A 15881-nucleotide genomic window follows, 5' to 3' on the forward strand; every position below is an offset into this window, starting at 1 on the left:
TATGTCCGGCACGAAGATTGTCGTGGGACTGGACGGATCGGAGGCCTCGAAGAGGGTTCTGGACGTGGTCACGCGACAGGCAAGGATCATTGGCGACGTCGAGATCATCGCCTGTTACGTCATCGAATGGTCGCCGTTCAGTTTCCAGACGGCTGAAGAGAACGAGGTGCGCCACAAGCGGCGCGAGGAAGAAATCGCGCAGGCCCGCGAAAGGGTGCTGGATCCGGCGCTGAAACAGATGCGCGACGCGGGTCTGAACGTGCAGGGGCGCGTGCGCCATGGCGATGCGGCCGACATTCTGGACCGGATCGCCGTCGACGAGGGCGCAAGCCAGATCATCATCGGCCGGCTCGGCAATCGGGGCCTGGTCGAGCGGATCTTCGGCGGCGTGTCCGGCCGCCTGATCGCCGCATCGTCGGTGCCCGTCACCATCGTTCCATAAGGAGCTATTCCATGAAATTATTGTCACTGGCCGTCATGGCCACATTGATTCCCGGCGTTCTGCGCGCCCAGGACGCCGCCGCCGCGATTGGGCTGGACGAACGCATCAACAGGATTTTCGCGGATTACACCGGCTGGTACGTGTCCTTCATCTTTGCCCCGCTTCCCGGCACGACCTTTTCGTGGATCGCGCTCTGGCTGGTGGTCGGCGCGCTGGTGTTCACGGTCTATTTCGGGTTCATCCAGATCAAGGGCTTCGGCCACGCCATCAAGCTGGTGAAAGGGGATTATTCGGATCCCGACGACGCCGGCGAGGTCAGCCATTTCCAGGCGCTTGCCACCGCGCTTTCGGGCACCGTCGGCCTTGGCAACATCGCCGGGGTCGCGGTGGCCGTCGGCATCGGCGGGCCGGGGGCGACGTTCTGGATGATCGTCGCGGGCCTGTTCGGCATGGCGACCAAGTTCACCGAATGCACCCTGGGTGTGAAATACCGCAATGAATACCCCGACGGCACGGTGTCGGGCGGCCCGATGTATTACATCGTCAAGGGGTTCGAGGAACGCGGCCTGCCGCTGGGCAAGGTCATGGCGGTGCTGTTCTGCATCTTCACGATCCTCGGCGCGCTGGGCGGCGGCAACATGTTCCAGTCAAACCAGGCCCACGCACAGATCGCGGGCGTGTTCGGCGACTTTCCGGGCTGGATCACCGGCCTTGTCCTTGCCATCGTGACCTTTGCGGTGATCGCCGGCGGCCTGAAGTCCATCGCGCGGGTCACCGAAAAGATCGTGCCGTTCATGGGCGTCTTCTATGTCGCGGTGTCGGTCTTGATCCTGATCATCGAATGGGATCAGATCGCATGGGCGTTCGGCCAGATCTTCATGGGCGCGTTCACCGGCCTGGGGGTCGTCGGCGGGTTTACCGGCGCGCTGATCCAGGGCTTCCGGCGTGCCGCGTTTTCCAACGAGGCGGGAATTGGATCAGCCGCCATCGCCCATTCGGCGGTGCGCACCAAGGAACCGGTGACCGAAGGTTACGTGGCCCTTCTCGAGCCGTTCATCGACACCGTGGTGATCTGCACCATGACCGCGCTGGTCATCGTCATCACCGGTGTGCTGAATCAGGATCCCGAAACCGGGCTGTATATCTGGAACGCGGAAGCCGGCCGGATCATGACCGACGGCGGTGTGTCCGGCGTGGCGCTGACATCCGCGGCCTATGCCAAGGCGTTCTCGTGGTTTCCGGTGATGCTGATGATCGCGGTGGTGCTGTTCGCCTTCTCCACCATGATCTCGTGGAGCTATTACGGGCTGAAGGCCTGGACCTACCTGTTCGGCGAGGGGCAGGTGACCGAGCTGATCTTCAAGGTCATCTTCTGCCTGTTCATCGTCATCGGCGCCGCGGCCTCGCTTGGCCCGGTGATCGACTTCTCGGACGCGATGCTGTTTTCCATGGCCATCGTGAACATCATCGCGCTTTACTTGTTGATGCCGATCGTGCGCGGCGAGTTGAACCAGTATGTCTCGCGCTTGCGGTCGGGCGAGATCAGGAAGTTCAGGAACTGAGGTCGCGCGCCGGCCAGGCCGGACCCTCGGTCAAGCCAAACGCCCGCCGGAGCGATCCGGCGGGCGTTTTTTGCTGTTCAGTGTAGGGTGACTTAGTTCCTAGTTCTTTCGAAACAGTTTGCGAGAATATCCAAAGCCGCTCTGGTGGCTGTTTAATAGGTGCTACAGTTCACGGTGTTCCCAAAGCGAGTGCAGGTTGTATTTGATTTTTGCGGGGGCGTAGGGAGCGCAACATAGTCTTGTCCCCGGAAAGGAAAGGCGGGTAATTGTCCATCGGATTTTCCGCATTGGTAGGTCATGTAGTACCAAGTGATCGGTCCAGGTAATGCATCGGCAATCAGACCGCCAGATTTGCTGTAGCTTTCAAGAACCTGATAGGAGCCGTTGCAAGTCTCCGAAGCCTTTTGAAAACATCCCGTCGAAGATTGAGAACACTTTGCAATTGAAACGATTTGTCCGCTTGGTCCTCTTGTAGTTTCCTGTTCTGGCTCTACACAGCCTGCCAGAAGCAAAATGCTGGAGAAAAGATACGCTGTAGTGTGCCTCAAATTGCTAACCCTTCTTCTGCCTGACAGGCATATTGCGCAAAGTTATTTCCCAGTAAAGTGTCGATTTTCAGAAAGTAAGTAGCTGAATGTGCATTCTCACTCTCCCAGCGCGATGCCCTCGCGGCGGGGGTCGGCGGCGCCTTGCAGGGTCTCGCCCACCGCGATGACGTGCAGGCCCGAGGTCAGGTCGCGGGCGCCGACCTCGAATCCCATGTCGGTCAGGGGTTGGGTCAGGTCTTCGGCGCTGGTGCCTTCCTCCACATCATAGGTGCCGAAGCGGTTGACGAGGTGCGGCATGGCGACGGCCTGCTGCACGTCCATGTCCCAGTCCAACGTGGCGATGATGGTCTGCGCCACATAACCGATGATGCGCGAGCCGCCGGGGCTGCCCACTACCATCGTCGGCTTGCCGTCCTGCATCACGATGGTCGGCGCCATGGACGAGCGGGGCCGCTTGCCCGGCTCGACCCGGTTGGCGATGGGGCGGCCTTCGTCGTGGGTCGAGAAGGAAAAATCCGTCAACTCGTTGTTCAGCAGGAAGCCGTTTGTCATCAGCCGCGAGCCGAAACCGTTCTCGATCGTCGTGGTCATCGACAGCGCGTTGCCGTCGGCATCGACAATGGAGATGTGCGAGGTCGACGGAAACTCGATGGCGTCGTCGTCGCCCCAGAGCAGCGCATGGTCAAACGCGGGGTTGCCCGGCTCGACCATCTCGAGGGCCTTGTCGCCGTTCAGCAGTTCGCCGCGCGCCTTCAGGTAATCGGGCGCCACCAGACCCTTGACCGGCACCGGCACGAAATCGGAATCGGCCATGTAGCGGCCCCTGTCGGCAAAGGCGAGGCGCGAGGCGTCGCCGATCAGCCGCCAGGATTCCGGGTTCTCGGCGCCGAGCGCGGCCAGATTATAGCCTTCCAGCGCACCAAGGATCTGACCCACGGTCAGCGCGCCGGAACTGGGCGGCCCCATGCCGCAGATTTCGTGGGCGCGGTAGGTGGCGCAGACGGCGGGGCGTTCGACCACGTCGTAAAGGGCCAGGTCGATGGGGGCGAGGACACCGGGGTTGCCCTCGGCCCCCCGCACGGTGGCCACGATGTCGCCCGCGATGGGACCGTTGTAGAACGCATCGGCCCCGTCCATCGCCAGCGCCCGCAAGGTTGCCGCGTATTGCGGGTTCTTCAGCGTGGCACCGGCCTGCAAGGGGTTGCCGTCGGGCAGGAAATAGGCGGCGGTTTCGGCGGAACGGCTGAGGTATTCCATGTCTTCCGCGATCAGACCGGCCAGGCGGGGCGAGACCGGGAATCCGTCTTCCGCCATGGCGATCGCATCATCAAACAGCGTCGCCCAGTTCGCTTCGCCCCACATCCGGTGCGCGGTTTCCAGCAGCTTCGGCGTGCCGGGCGTGCCGACCGACCGGCCGCCGACGACGGCATCGAAAAAGCCCATCGTTTCGCCATCGTCGGTCTGGAACAGCGTCGGGCGGGCCGCCAGCGGCGCGGTTTCCCGCCCGTCCAGCGTGGTCAGCTCACCGGATGCGGCGTCATAATAGACAAGGAACGCGCCACCGCCGAGGCCGGAGGATTGCGGCTCGACCAGGCCCAGCATCACTTGCACGGCAACCATGGCATCGGCGGCCGATCCGCCCGCGCGCAGCACCTTGGCACCCGCTTCGACCGCATGGGGGTTGGCGGCGGCGATCATCCAGTTCTGCGCCTCGACCGGGGTGCCGGCCTCTTTCGCGTCCATTGCGGCGCGGGCGGCGTCCGACAGGGTTGCAAAGGCGTCAGCGGTCGTGGTTTCGACGGCGATCTCGGGATCCACCGCATCTGTGGTCTGTTGGGCCGTGGCGGGCAGGGCGGTGGCGGACAGCAGCACGGCATAAAGAAGGCGGGACATGGCAGGGTTCCTTTCGGTTCAACCGGTGGCTGAGCAAAGCTTACGGCACCCGCGCCACATGGCAAGCTTTGTCGCCTTCGATTGACATTCCGGCGATCCCTTGCATGACATGGCGTCAGCCAAAGGAGACCGAGACATGACGTATTCCCCCGACCCCGCCCGCTATGATCGCATGAAATACCGCCGTTGCGGCCGGACGGGTCTGAAGCTGCCGGCGGTTTCGCTGGGCCTGTGGCACAACTTCGGCCATGACACGCCACATCAGACCAAGCGCGAGATCTGCCGCACCGCGTTCGACCACGGGATCACGCATTTCGACCTGGCCAACAACTATGGCCCGCCCCCCGGTTCGGCGGAAGAAGCATTCGGAGAGATCCTGCGCACCGATTTCGCGGGCTACCGCGAACAACTGGTAATCTCGTCCAAGGCGGGATACCGGATGTGGGATGGTCCCTACGGTGAATGGGGGTCGCGAAAATACGTCATGCAATCCTGCGATGCGTCGTTGAAGCGGCTGGGCGTCGATCACGTCGATATCTTCTATTCCCACCGCTTCGATCCCGACACCCCGCTTGAGGAAACCATGGGCGCGCTGGATTCCATCGTGCGGGCAGGCAAGGCGCTGTATGTCGGGATCTCGTCCTACAATTCCGAGCGCACGAAACAGGCCGCCGCGATCCTGAAGGATCTGGGAACACCCTGCGTGATCCATCAGCCGAGCTATAACATGCTGAACCGCTGGGTCGAACGCGACGGGCTGAAGGACACGCTGAAGGATCTGGGGATCGGGTCGATTGCCTTCACGCCGCTGGCGCAGGGCATGCTGACCAAGAAATACCTGGGCGGCATCCCCGACGACAGCCGCGCGGCACAGGGCAAATCGCTGCGCCAGGGGATGATCACCGAGGACGCCATCGAAAGCATCCGCAAGCTGAACGCCATCGCCGAAGAGCGTGGCCAGACCCTGGCACAGATGGCCATCGCATGGGTTCTGCGCGGCGAGGGGATCACCACCGCGCTGATCGGCGCCAGCAAACCGTCGCAGGTGGTGGATTGCGCCGGGGCTGTGGGCAATCTCGACTTCACCGACGATGAACTGGCCCGCATCGACGCGGTGTCGAGCGAGGAGGACATCAACCTCTGGGCCAAATCCAGCGAAGAGGTGTGATCGGCGTGCGATCGACCGGGTCGTGGATGCGCCCGTGACGGTTCGACGCCCCGGTTGGCCGGTGGCGGGCCGCGGACAACGTGTCGGACTGTTGGGCGGATCCTTTGATCCCGCCCACCAGGGGCATGTGCACATCACGCTTGAGGCGATGAAACGGTTCCGGCTGGATCGGGTCTGGTGGCTGGTCAGTCCGGGCAATCCGCTGAAAGCGCGCGGCCCCGCGCCGATGGACCAGCGGATCGAGACGGCCCGTCGCGTCATGCAGCATCCGCGCGTGTCGATCACCGGGATCGAGGCCGATCTCGGCACCCGCTATACGGCCGCCACGCTGGATGCACTGTTCCGCGTCTATCCCGACGTGCGGTTCGTCTGGCTGATGGGGGCCGATTCGCTGGCCGGGTTCCACCACTGGGACCGCTGGCGCTGGATCATGGAACATGTGCCGGTGGGCGTTCTGGCCCGTCCGGGACAGCGGATTTCGGCGCGCACGTCGGTCGCGGCCGACCGCTATGCGCCGTTCCGGCTGGGCGGGCGCATGTCCTTGCGGCTGGCCAACACCCCGCCGCCGGCCTGGGCGTTCCTGAACATTCCGATGAACACGATGTCGTCAAGCGCCATCCGCGCCACCGGGCAATGGCAGGGTTAGGCTTGCGGGTGACGATACCGCACGGTTAGACAGGGATTGACCCCTGCCAGGGTCTTGTTTTCGAAAACCGTATCCGGGGGATGATGGTTTGCATCTGACGCGACGATTGTTGCTCGGGGGGCTTCTGGCCACTCCGGCGCTGAGGGCCTGGGGCGAGGCGCCCGAAACCTCGATCCGTCCGGCGCCGCGCGCGCCGGATTTCTTCAAGCAGGCGATCCCGGATGCCGAGGCCCTGATTCAGGACGCGCGGCTGGGCGGCAAGGTCAGCTTTGCCATCGCGGATCTTGCGCAGGGCGACATCCTGGAAGCGCGCCAGCCGCTTCTGACGCAACCGCCCGCCAGCACGACCAAGGCGCTGACCGCGCTTTACGCGCTGGAGGCGCTGGGCCCCGAACATCGGTTCCAGACCCGCCTGATCGCCACCGGACCGATCGCCAACGGACGCATCGACGGTGACCTGATTCTGGCAGGGGGCGGCGATCCGACACTGGACACCGACGCCTTGGCCGACATGGCGGCGGATCTGAAGAAGATCGGCGTGCGCGAGGTGGCAGGCCGGTTCCGGGTCTGGGACGGCGCATTGCCCAACATCCGCGAGATCGACCCCGAACAGCCCGATCACGTCGGCTATAACCCTGCTGTGGGGGGGCTGAACCTGAACTACAACCGGGTGCATTTCGAATGGCGCCGCGCGGGCGGGGAATACACCGTGTCGATGGATGCGCGCAGCGCGCGCTATCAGCCGGATGTCACCATGGCGCGCATGGCGGTCGTGGATCGCAGCGTGCCGATCTATACCTACGCCGACCGGGACGGCACCGATGCCTGGACCGTCGCGAAGGGTGCGCTGGGATCGGGCGGTGCGCGCTGGTTGCCGGTGCGGCGCCCCGCCGTCTATGCGGGCGAGGTGTTCCGCACCTTGGCGCGCGCCCATGGCATCCAGTTGGGCGGCGCGGTCGGGCGCGCTGATGGCGACACCGGCACGACGCTGGTCACGCGCGACAGCGCGGCCTTGCCCGAGGTGCTGCGCGACATGCTGAAGTATTCCACCAACCTGACCGCCGAAGCCGTGGGCATGGCCGCCTCGGCGAAACGCGGTGGCACGGTGCGCGACCTGGTGGCCAGTGCGGGCCGCATGGACGACTGGCTGATCGAACGCGCCGCCCTGAGATCGCCGCAGTTCGTGGATCACTCGGGGTTGGGCGATACCTCGCGGATCCATGCCGCCGACATGGTCAAGGCGCTGGTGAGCTTGGGGCCGGACAGCGGGTTGCGCCCGTTGCTCAAGACCTATGACCTGGACGATCTGCCCGACACGAAGATCCAGGCAAAGACGGGGACGTTGAACTTCGTCGCCGCGCTGGTCGGTTTCGTCACGGCGCCGTCCGGGCGCGACATGGCGTTTGCGATCTATTGCGCCGACATACCGCGCCGCGATGCGCTGAGCGAGGCCGAGATGGACAGCCCGCCGGGCGGCGTGGCCTGGGTGCGGCGCGCGCGCCACCTGCAGTGGCAGCTGCTGAGCCGCTGGAGCAAGCTTTACGGCTGAAGGCAGATACGCGGATGGCGATGCGGGCGGTTCATGTCGTCAGGTGCCGCGCCCGCGCCGCGCGTTCGATCGCACCCGCATGCAGCCGGTCGATGTTCAGCTCGTGACGGATTTCTTCCAGCAGGCGCAGTTCGGTTTCCTTGATGTGGCCGTCGGCGGCCGCCACGTCGCAGGCCATGGCATAGGCCGTCTCATACAGCTTTTCAGGCAGGTTGTCGCGCACCAGCCCGAACAGCGCATCAAGGCCGTCTTCTTCCGAAAACAGATCGAAGACGATTTCGGCGATCTGGGTGATCCGGTCCTGATCAAAGGCGGCGAAAACCGGCAGGTGATTGACGATCCGCTCGATCGTCAGAAGCTCGGCCGTCTGGATCTTTTCGTCCGACAGCGAAATCGCGATCATCACGGCCACCAGACAATCCTGAGGCGTGAGCGAATGGGAAATGTCTGACACGGAAGCTGCTCCTGACCGGGGATGAGGGCGCAGATTATTGACGCGGGGCGGGCAGGGCAATAGGGGTTCAGCGTTCAGTGCGGCAAGGGCCGCGAAGAGGTGAGACAATGTCGGAACTGCGCGAAATTGCGATGAAATCCAAGGCCTGGCCGTTCGAGGAGGCGCGCGCGCTGTTGAAACGCTTTGAAAAAGCGCCGCCGGAGAAGGGGTATGTCCTGTTCGAGACGGGATATGGGCCCTCGGGGTTGCCGCATATCGGCACCTTCGGCGAAGTTCAGCGCACCACGATGATCCGTCGCGCGTTCGAGGTGATTTCGGACATCCCGACACGCCTGATCTGTTTTTCCGATGACCTGGACGGCATGCGCAAGGTGCCCGGCAACGTCCCCGACCCCGAAGGCTTGCGCGAACATCTGCAAAAGCCGCTGACCTCGGTTCCCGATCCGTTTAACCAGTTCGAAAGCTTCGGGGCCCATAACAACGCGATGTTGCAGAGGTTTCTGGATACCTTCGGCTTCGAATACGAATTCATTTCGGCCACGGAATTTTACAGGGGGGGGCATTTCGACGAGGTGCTGTTGCGCGCGGCGGCCCGATACGACGACATCATGGCGGTGATGTTGAAGTCGCTGCGCGACGAGCGGCGGCAGACCTATTCGTGTTTCCTTCCGATCCATCCCGAAACCGGGCGGGTTCAATATGTGCCGATGAAACACGTGGACGGCGCGAAAGGCGAAGTGACCTTTGACGACGAGGACGGGCGCGAATGGACCCTGCCGGTGACGGGCGGCAATGTGAAATTGCAGTGGAAGCCCGATTTCGGCGCCCGTTGGGCCGCGCTGGACGTCGATTTCGAGATGTATGGCAAGGACCACAGCACGAACACGCCGATCTATGACCGGATCTGTGAAATCCTGGGGGGGCGGAAGCCGAACCATTTCACGTATGAACTGTTCCTGGACGACAAGGGCCAGAAGATTTCGAAATCCTCGGGCAATGGTCTGACGATTGACGAATGGCTGACCTATGCGAGCACTGAAAGCCTTGGGTATTTCATGTATCAAAAGCCCAAGACGGCCAAGCGGATGCATTTCGACGTGATCCCCAAGGCGGTGGACGAATACCATCAGCAGCTGCGGGCCTATGCCGATCAGGACGCGGCCGCGCGCTTTGCCAACCCTGTCTTCCACATCCACGGATACGACGTTCCGGACTCCGACATGGTGGTGCCGTTTGCGATGCTGCTGAACCTGGCGTCCGTGTCGGGCGCCGAGGACAAGGAGACTTTGTGGGGCTTCATCCAGCGCTATGCCCCAGATGCGGGACCGGATACCCACCCGGGGATGGATGCCGCAGCCGGATATGCCGTGCGCTATTACCACGACTTCGTGAAGCCCGAGAAGGTGTATCGCCTGCCCGATGCGCAAGAGCGCGCCGCGTTGGAGGATCTGGCGACCCGTTTGAAATCCTGGGACGGCGGTCTGGATGCCGAAGCCTTGCAGAGCATGGTTTTCGCCATCGGAAAGGACCATGGGTTCGAGCCGCTGCGTGACTGGTTCCGCGCGCTTTACGAGGTGCTTCTGGGCGCGTCGCAGGGGCCGCGGTTTGGCGGATTCATCGCGCTTTACGGCGTGGACGAAAGCCTGGCGCTGATCGAACGCGCCCTGACGGGGGCGTTGGCGACGGATTGAGATCCGGTGCGTGGATCGCTTGAAACGCGATCCACGCATGAAATCTGAAACCAATTCGCGCGGTGAACCGTATCTTTCCTGCCAGACCAGCAGGGAGGACGACATGAACAGACTTTCAGGATGGATCGCGGCACTGGTGCTGACCAGCCTGCCTTTGAACGCGCAAACCTCGGATATGGTGGCCGATCCTGCCATCGAGGCGGCGATCGAGCGACAGATCGATGCCTTCTCGGCCGATGATTTCGAGGTGGCGTTCGAATTCGCGTCACCGATGATCCGGCACATCTTCGGCACGCCCGAGCGGTTCGGCGCCATGGTGCGCAGCGGCTATCCGATGGTGCATCGGGCGGCGAAAGTTGAATTCCTGGAACTGCGCCGGATCGACGGCGATCTGTGGCAAAAGATCCTGGTGCGGGATGGCGGCGGTGCCTATCACACGCTGGATTACCAGATGCAGCCGGACACCGATGGCACATGGCGCATCAACGGTGTGCAGCTTTTGAAGGCGGAGCAAGTCGGCGCCTGAGGTGTTGCGCGCCTGAGCCCGAAGCGTTCGCCGCCCTAGCACCGTCTTAACGACAGCCGGGTATTCCACTCTCCGAAGATCACGACCGCGAACATGACGAGAACCCCGGTTGGCCGAAAGGTCCGGGGTTTTTTCATGTCCGTGGAACGGCGTGATCGGCTCTTTCGGGGCGTTTGAAAGGAAATCCGATGAACAAAGCGATCACCGACGGTCTGGTTCTGATGCCGCCATCGTTCAGCCAGGGATTGGCCGTCTGGTCGAGCGAGGACGGGCGACCGGGTTCGGCGACCTATGAGAATGCACCGAACGCGGCATTCGTGCCGGCCGATCAGGATTTTGGCGGATCTCTGGAATTGATAAAGACCCAGAGTGTCCAAAAGCTGCGATATACCGGCGAGACGCCGCTTTTGCCCGGCTGCTATCTGCGGATTACGGCCAGGGTAAAGGCCGTCTCGGGCAATCTGCCCGCGGTGCGGATCGCGGGATATGCCGTGGGCGCCGGAAACAATCACGTGGGCGGCTTGGTCGAAAGCGGACCATCGGTGCAGTTGCAGAGCTATGGCGAGGTGGCCGAGGTCAGCGCGATCGTCGGAGTGGGCAATCGCACCGGGGTCGACATGGTCTGGGGGCGGGGGCCGCTGTTCGGCCATTTCGGTCTGGATCTGACCGGGCCGAGCGGCGGCGTGGTGCGTATCGATGATCTGGTGATCGAAGACATCACCGGCGCGTTTCTGCGCAACCTGATCAACTGGGTCGATGTCCGCGATTTCGGCGCCATCGGTGACGGAACCACCGATGATACGGCGGCTTTCCAGGCGGCGGATGCTGCCGCGGATGGGCGTTCGGTGCTGGTTTCCGCCGGCAATTATCGGCTGAACGGTGACATGACCTTTGCCAACCGCGTTCGGTTCACCGGCACGATTTCGATGCCGACCAGCCGGCGCCTGATCTTGCGCAAGAATTACAACCTGCCGGCCTATGTCGATGCCTTCGGCGATGAGGTGATGGCGTTCCGCAAGGCCTTCCAGGCGCTGTTGAACAACACGGATCACGAGAGTCTGGACATGGGCGGGCTGCGTATCGAGGTGGATGCGCCCATCGACATGGCCGCCGCGGTGGATAACCTGAACAGCTATGAGATCCGGCGTGTGATCCGCAACGGGCAGTTCAACGTCGTGTCCGGGAATGGCTGGAACACCCCCGCAGTGACGTCGAACGCGCAATACCGCGTCAATGATTCCAAGCGTTTGACCAATGTGGCCAACGTCGCCAACATCGAGGTGGGATCCCTGGTCACCGGCAACGGCGTGGGGCGCGAGGTTTACGTCCGCTCCAAGAACGTCGGCGCCGGCACGGTCGAGTTGAGCCAGCCGCTGTTCGGGCCGGCGGGCAATCAGAGCTATACCTTCCGGCGGTTCAGATACGTGCTGGATTTCAGCGGCTTCGATCGGCTGAGCAAATTCACACTGACCGATATCGAGTTTCAGCTGGATGGCGAGGCCAGCGGCATCATGATGGCGCCGGAAGGGGAAACGTTTCACGTCAAGGATTGCTTCCTCACCAAGCCCAAGCATCGGGGCATCACCTCGATCGGGCGGGGGTGTCAGGATCTCCAGATCGACCGCTGCCATTTCATCTCGGCGGAACAGGCGCTGCCCGCGACCCAACGCCAGTCGATCGGGTTCAACGTCAACGCCAACGACGCCAAGATCCGCGACAGCCGGTTTCAGCGCCTTGGCACGACGATGGTCCTGTTCGGAAACGGACATCTCATGGTCGGCAATCACTGGTTTCAGGGCGACAATGTCACCAACGGGCCGCGCACCGCTGGCGTGGTTCTGACCGAAACCAACGTGAAAACGGTGATCACGGGGAATTATCTGGACAACTCGTTCATCGAATGGACGAACGAGCATGATCCGCAGCCCGGGTTCAACAACGAATTCTCGTTCGGGGGGCTTTCGCTGACCGGCAACATCTTCACCTGCAACGATGTCGCGCCGTTCTTCAGCTGGCTGGTGGTCAAGCCTTACGGGCCGGGGCATTTCATGCAGGGTCTGAATGTCACCGGCAACACGTTCAAGTCGCTGAACGGTCAGATTGCCCGGATCGACCGTGTGGATGATACCTTTGCCGAGCTTGATGCCGGCCTCGCGCGTCAGATCGTCTTTGCGGGAAACACGTTCAACGGCGTGTCGCAAATCACGATCAACCCGGTAACGTTGGAGTTCAACCAGGCCGACAATGCATCGACATGGGTGCTGAGCGTGGGGGGATACCTGCCGTTTTCGGGCTATGCGCGCACGGTTTCCGCAGTTGTTCCCGATGGCGAGATCCTGACCAGCGGTGCGGCGCGGGTTCATGACATGCCATCGGTGACGGTGCGCGACGGCCCGGCGCAGAATCGGGTGCGGCTGGGGTGGTCGGTGCCATCGCGCGGCCGGGTACAATTGACGGCGCGCTGCGACAAGCCGTTCTGATCGTCACCATTCAAGCCAGGTGCCGGCCTTCAGGCCGGTGCTTTTATTTCCGACCAGCGGATGAACGAGGCCCAGTTCGACCTTCAGATCACCTTTCATGCGGCGGACATAGCTGGGCGCGAGGCTGACGATGGTGTCGACGCCGTTGTCATACATCTGCACCTGCAGGATCAGATGGGACTTGGTGTCGGGCGAGAGACCGATCGTCAGGTCGGATTTTCCCCAGAGGTCCTTGGTCGTCATTCCGTGCCCGAAGGTGGTTTCAACCCCGATCCATCCCGGCCCCCATCTCGTGTCAAAGCTGCGCCCCCATGCGAAACCCGGCTGGATCAGGGTTTCACGCCCGCCGCCGGGTTTGGAGCGGACACCGGCGCCCAGTTCAAGCGCGAACAGGTTGTCGCCCCAGGCAAGGCCAACGGGATAGCGCGCGAACGCGAGCACCTCGTAGGTGCGCCCGGTATCGGTTCCACCGCCCTTGACCCCGAATGTCAGCCGCTCGCTCAGGCCATATTCCGCATGAAACGAGGTATAGGCGGTGATCGTGTCATCGTCGCGTTCGACCAGTTCCTGGGTCACCGAAAAGAACCCCGTTCCGGCCGCACGGGGCCAAGCCCCGGCGTCTGCGCCGGCGGGCAGGCCAATGACGAACATCGCAACAAGGCTGAGGACGCGTGACATTCGCCCACCCTGCGCCCGCCTGGTTAACGCCGTCTTAACGACGGGGATGGCCGTGCGGCCTCGCGGCCCTAGCGTTTCTTGCGTCGCACGTTGCCGCCCCGTTGTCCCGGCCGCCCGGCGGTCGAACGGCCGCGCGACTTGGTCGCCGCATCGGAGGCGGCCTCGACTGCGGATTGGCGCGCCAACGGGTCGTCGGACACCGCCAGATCGACCGCTTCGAGCCGCTTCAACTCGTCACGCAGGCGCGCCGCTTCCTCGAACTCGAGGTTCTCGGCCGCCTTGCGCATATCGGTGCGGATGCCATCCATCACCGCCTGAAGGTTCGAGCCCGACATCTTGCTGTCGATCTTGGCGGTCACACGGTTCATGTCGACATCACCCTGGTAGAGACCGGCAAGAACATCCTCGACGTTCTTCTTGACGGTCGTCGGTGTGATGTTGTGTTCCTTGTTATAGGCGATCTGCTTTTCGCGGCGGCGTTCGGTTTCGCTCAGGGCGCGTTCCATCGATCCGGTAATCCGGTCGGCATACATGATGACGCGGCCTTCGGCGTTGCGCGCCGCACGGCCGATGGTTTGCACGAGCGAGGTTTCCGAGCGCAGGAACCCTTCCTTGTCCGCATCCAGAATGGCGACCAGCCCGCATTCGGGAATATCCAGCCCCTCGCGCAGCAGGTTGATGCCGATCAGCACATCGAAGGCGCCAAGACGCAAATCGCGCAGGATCTCGATCCGTTCCAGGGTGTCGATGTCCGAGTGCATGTAGCGCACCTTGATTCCCTGCTCGTGCAGGTATTCGGTCAGATCCTCGGCCATCCGCTTGGTCAGGGTGGTGACCAGCGTGCGAAAGCCGTCCTGCGTTACCTTGCGGATCTCGTCCAGCAGGTCGTCGACCTGCATGTCGACCGGGCGGATTTCGACAACCGGCTCCAGCAGGCCGGTGGGGCGGATCACCTGTTCGGTGAAAACGCCGCCGGTCTGTTCCATTTCCCAGGCGGCGGGCGTTGCCGAGACGAACACGGACTGGGGCCGCATGGCGTCCCATTCCTCGAACTTCAGTGGCCGGTTGTCCATGCAGGACGGCAGGCGGAAGCCGTGTTCGGCCAGCGTGAACTTGCGCCGATAGTCACCCTTGTACATGCCGCCAATCTGGGGCACCGAGACGTGCGATTCATCAGCGAAAACAATGGCATTGTCGGGAATGAACTCGAACAGGGTGGGGGGCGGTTCGCCGGGCGCACGCCCGGTAAGATAGCGGGAATAGTTCTCGATCCCGTTGCACACGCCCGTGGCTTCCAGCATCTCGAGGTCAAAGTTCGTGCGCTGCTCAAGCCGCTGCGCTTCCAGCAGTTTGCCGTCATTGACCAGTTGATCCAGTCGCTGGCGCAACTCTTTCTTGATCTCGCCGATGGCCTGTTTGATGGTCGGCTTGGGGGTGACGTAGTGGGAATTGGCATAGACGCGGATCCGTTCGAACGTGTCGGTCTTTGCACCGGTCAGCGCGTCGAACTCGGTGATCGATTCCAATTCGTTGCCGAAGAATGACAGCCGCCATGCCCGGTCATCCAGGTGGGCGGGAAAAATCTCGAGCGAATCGCCGCGCACACGGAAGCTTCCGCGCGCGAACGCCTGATCGTTGCGCTTGTATTGCTGGGCCACCAGATCGGCCATCACCTTGCGCTGGTCGTATTCCTCACCGACCAGCAGGTCCTGTGTCATCGCGCCATAGGTTTCGACCGACCCGATGCCGTAGATACACGATACCGACGCCACGATGATCACATCGTCGCGCTCCAGCAGCGCCCGGGTGGCCGAGTGGCGCATCCGGTCGATCTGATCGTTGATCTGTGATTCCTTCTCGATATAGGTGTCGGACCGCGCGACGTAGGCTTCGGGTTGATAGTAGTCATAGAAGCTTACGAAATACTCAACGGCGTTGTCGGGAAAGAAGCCCTTGAATTCGCCATACAATTGCGCAGCCAGCGTCTTGTTCGGGGCCAGGATGATCGCCGGGCGCTGGGTTTCCTCGATGATCTTCGCCATCGTATAGGTCTTGCCGGTGCCCGTCGCGCCCAGCAGAACCTGATCGCGTTCACCCGTCAGGATACCGGCCGACAACTCGCGGATCGCGGTGGGCTGGTCCCCGGCGGGCTGAAATTCGGTGTCCATGCGAAACCGCACACCGCCCTCAAGCTTGACGGGGCGGGGCGGGGCATCGGTGACGTCGGCGGGCAGGGTCATGGCA

General features: G+C 62.7%; 12 protein-coding genes. 8 read left to right on the forward strand and 4 right to left on the reverse strand.

Translation table 11 applies throughout. The annotated features are described in order from the left end of the window. The first annotated feature begins 1 nt into the window (after position 1). Together CFP68_RS12135 and CFP68_RS12140 are read left to right on the forward strand one after the other, a co-directional pair. Positions 2-442, forward strand: a complete 441-nt coding sequence (locus CFP68_RS12135) for a universal stress protein (RefSeq protein WP_099827204.1) — start codon at positions 2-4, stop codon at positions 440-442. 11 nt (positions 443-453) lie between these two features. Continuing rightward, complete coding sequence (locus tag CFP68_RS12140) at positions 454-2004, forward strand: alanine/glycine:cation symporter family protein (protein ID WP_193825225.1); 1551 nt, start codon at positions 454-456, stop codon at positions 2002-2004. A gap of 644 nt (positions 2005-2648) precedes the next feature. On the opposite strand, the gene ggt is transcribed toward CFP68_RS12140, so the two are convergent. Then, positions 2649-4445, reverse strand: coding sequence for a gamma-glutamyltransferase (gene ggt / locus CFP68_RS12150; protein WP_099827207.1), 1797 nt, complete (start codon positions 4443-4445; stop codon positions 2649-2651). Positions 4446-4581: 136 nt separating this feature from the next. On the opposite strand from ggt, the gene mgrA reads away from it, so the two are divergent. From mgrA to dacB, 3 genes are all read left to right on the forward strand, one after another. Next, entirely contained in the window at positions 4582-5613 is a 1032-nt protein-coding gene (gene mgrA, locus CFP68_RS12155; RefSeq protein ID WP_099827208.1) for an L-glyceraldehyde 3-phosphate reductase, read from the forward strand. A 34-nt stretch (positions 5614-5647) separates the two neighbouring features. Further along, on the forward strand, positions 5648-6259 hold the full coding sequence (locus tag CFP68_RS12160) for a nicotinate-nucleotide adenylyltransferase (protein ID WP_241524064.1): 612 nt from the start codon (positions 5648-5650) through the stop codon (positions 6257-6259). An 88-nt stretch (positions 6260-6347) separates the two neighbouring features. Continuing rightward, positions 6348-7808: a D-alanyl-D-alanine carboxypeptidase/D-alanyl-D-alanine endopeptidase gene (gene dacB, locus CFP68_RS12165; RefSeq protein ID WP_099827210.1), complete on the forward strand. Its 1461-nt coding sequence runs from the start codon at positions 6348-6350 to the stop codon at positions 7806-7808. A 31-nt stretch (positions 7809-7839) separates the two neighbouring features. Here dacB and CFP68_RS12170 read toward each other — a convergent pair whose 3' ends face one another. Further along, a complete protein-coding gene (locus CFP68_RS12170) occupies positions 7840-8211 on the reverse strand; it encodes a tellurite resistance TerB family protein (RefSeq protein ID WP_241524076.1) in 372 nt (123 codons plus the stop codon). Between the two features lie 158 nt (positions 8212-8369). On the opposite strand from CFP68_RS12170, the gene CFP68_RS12175 reads away from it, so the two are divergent. The 3 genes from CFP68_RS12175 to CFP68_RS12185 all read left to right on the forward strand — a co-directional run bounded on the left by CFP68_RS12175 (position 8370) and on the right by CFP68_RS12185 (position 12959). After that, complete coding sequence (locus CFP68_RS12175) at positions 8370-9953, forward strand: lysine--tRNA ligase (RefSeq protein WP_099827212.1); 1584 nt, start codon at positions 8370-8372, stop codon at positions 9951-9953. 103 nt (positions 9954-10056) lie between these two features. After that, positions 10057-10479 carry a DUF4864 domain-containing protein gene (locus CFP68_RS12180; protein ID WP_241524065.1) on the forward strand — a complete coding sequence of 141 codons (423 nt, stop codon included), beginning with the start codon at positions 10057-10059 and terminating at the stop codon, positions 10477-10479. Positions 10480-10667: 188 nt separating this feature from the next. Next, entirely contained in the window at positions 10668-12959 is a 2292-nt protein-coding gene (locus tag CFP68_RS12185) for a glycosyl hydrolase family 28-related protein (protein ID WP_099827213.1), read from the forward strand. 3 nt (positions 12960-12962) lie between these two features. Here CFP68_RS12185 and CFP68_RS12190 read toward each other — a convergent pair whose 3' ends face one another. Both CFP68_RS12190 and uvrB read right to left on the reverse strand, forming a co-directional pair. Beyond that, complete coding sequence (locus CFP68_RS12190) at positions 12963-13637, reverse strand: hypothetical protein (RefSeq protein WP_145953447.1); 675 nt, start codon at positions 13635-13637, stop codon at positions 12963-12965. 68 nt (positions 13638-13705) lie between these two features. After that, a complete protein-coding gene (gene uvrB / locus CFP68_RS12195; RefSeq protein WP_099827215.1) occupies positions 13706-15877 on the reverse strand; it encodes an excinuclease ABC subunit UvrB in 2172 nt (723 codons plus the stop codon). Positions 15878-15881 lie beyond the last annotated feature (4 nt).

The organism is Oceaniglobus indicus (genome assembly GCF_002751875.1).
GTDB lineage: Bacteria > Pseudomonadota > Alphaproteobacteria > Rhodobacterales > Rhodobacteraceae > Oceaniglobus > Oceaniglobus indicus.

What these genes read in the sequence shown, in the direction of transcription:
- CFP68_RS12185 (WP_099827213.1), top strand. Translation starts at nt 10,668, where the DNA reads ATGAACAAAGCGATCACCGACGGTCTGGTTCTGATGCCGCCATCGTTC.
- uvrB (WP_099827215.1), bottom strand. Translation starts at nt 15,877, where the DNA reads ATGACCCTGCCCGCCGACGTCACCGATGCCCCGCCCCGCCCCGTCAAG.
- CFP68_RS12180 (WP_241524065.1), top strand. Translation starts at nt 10,057, where the DNA reads ATGAACAGACTTTCAGGATGGATCGCGGCACTGGTGCTGACCAGCCTG.
- CFP68_RS12140 (WP_193825225.1), top strand. Translation starts at nt 454, where the DNA reads ATGAAATTATTGTCACTGGCCGTCATGGCCACATTGATTCCCGGCGTT.
- CFP68_RS12190 (WP_145953447.1), bottom strand. Translation starts at nt 13,637, where the DNA reads ATGTCACGCGTCCTCAGCCTTGTTGCGATGTTCGTCATTGGCCTGCCC.
- CFP68_RS12170 (WP_241524076.1), bottom strand. Translation starts at nt 8,211, where the DNA reads ATGATCGCGATTTCGCTGTCGGACGAAAAGATCCAGACGGCCGAGCTT.
- mgrA (WP_099827208.1), top strand. Translation starts at nt 4,582, where the DNA reads ATGACGTATTCCCCCGACCCCGCCCGCTATGATCGCATGAAATACCGC.
- CFP68_RS12135 (WP_099827204.1), top strand. Translation starts at nt 2, where the DNA reads ATGTCCGGCACGAAGATTGTCGTGGGACTGGACGGATCGGAGGCCTCG.
- ggt (WP_099827207.1), bottom strand. Translation starts at nt 4,445, where the DNA reads ATGTCCCGCCTTCTTTATGCCGTGCTGCTGTCCGCCACCGCCCTGCCC.
- CFP68_RS12175 (WP_099827212.1), top strand. Translation starts at nt 8,370, where the DNA reads ATGTCGGAACTGCGCGAAATTGCGATGAAATCCAAGGCCTGGCCGTTC.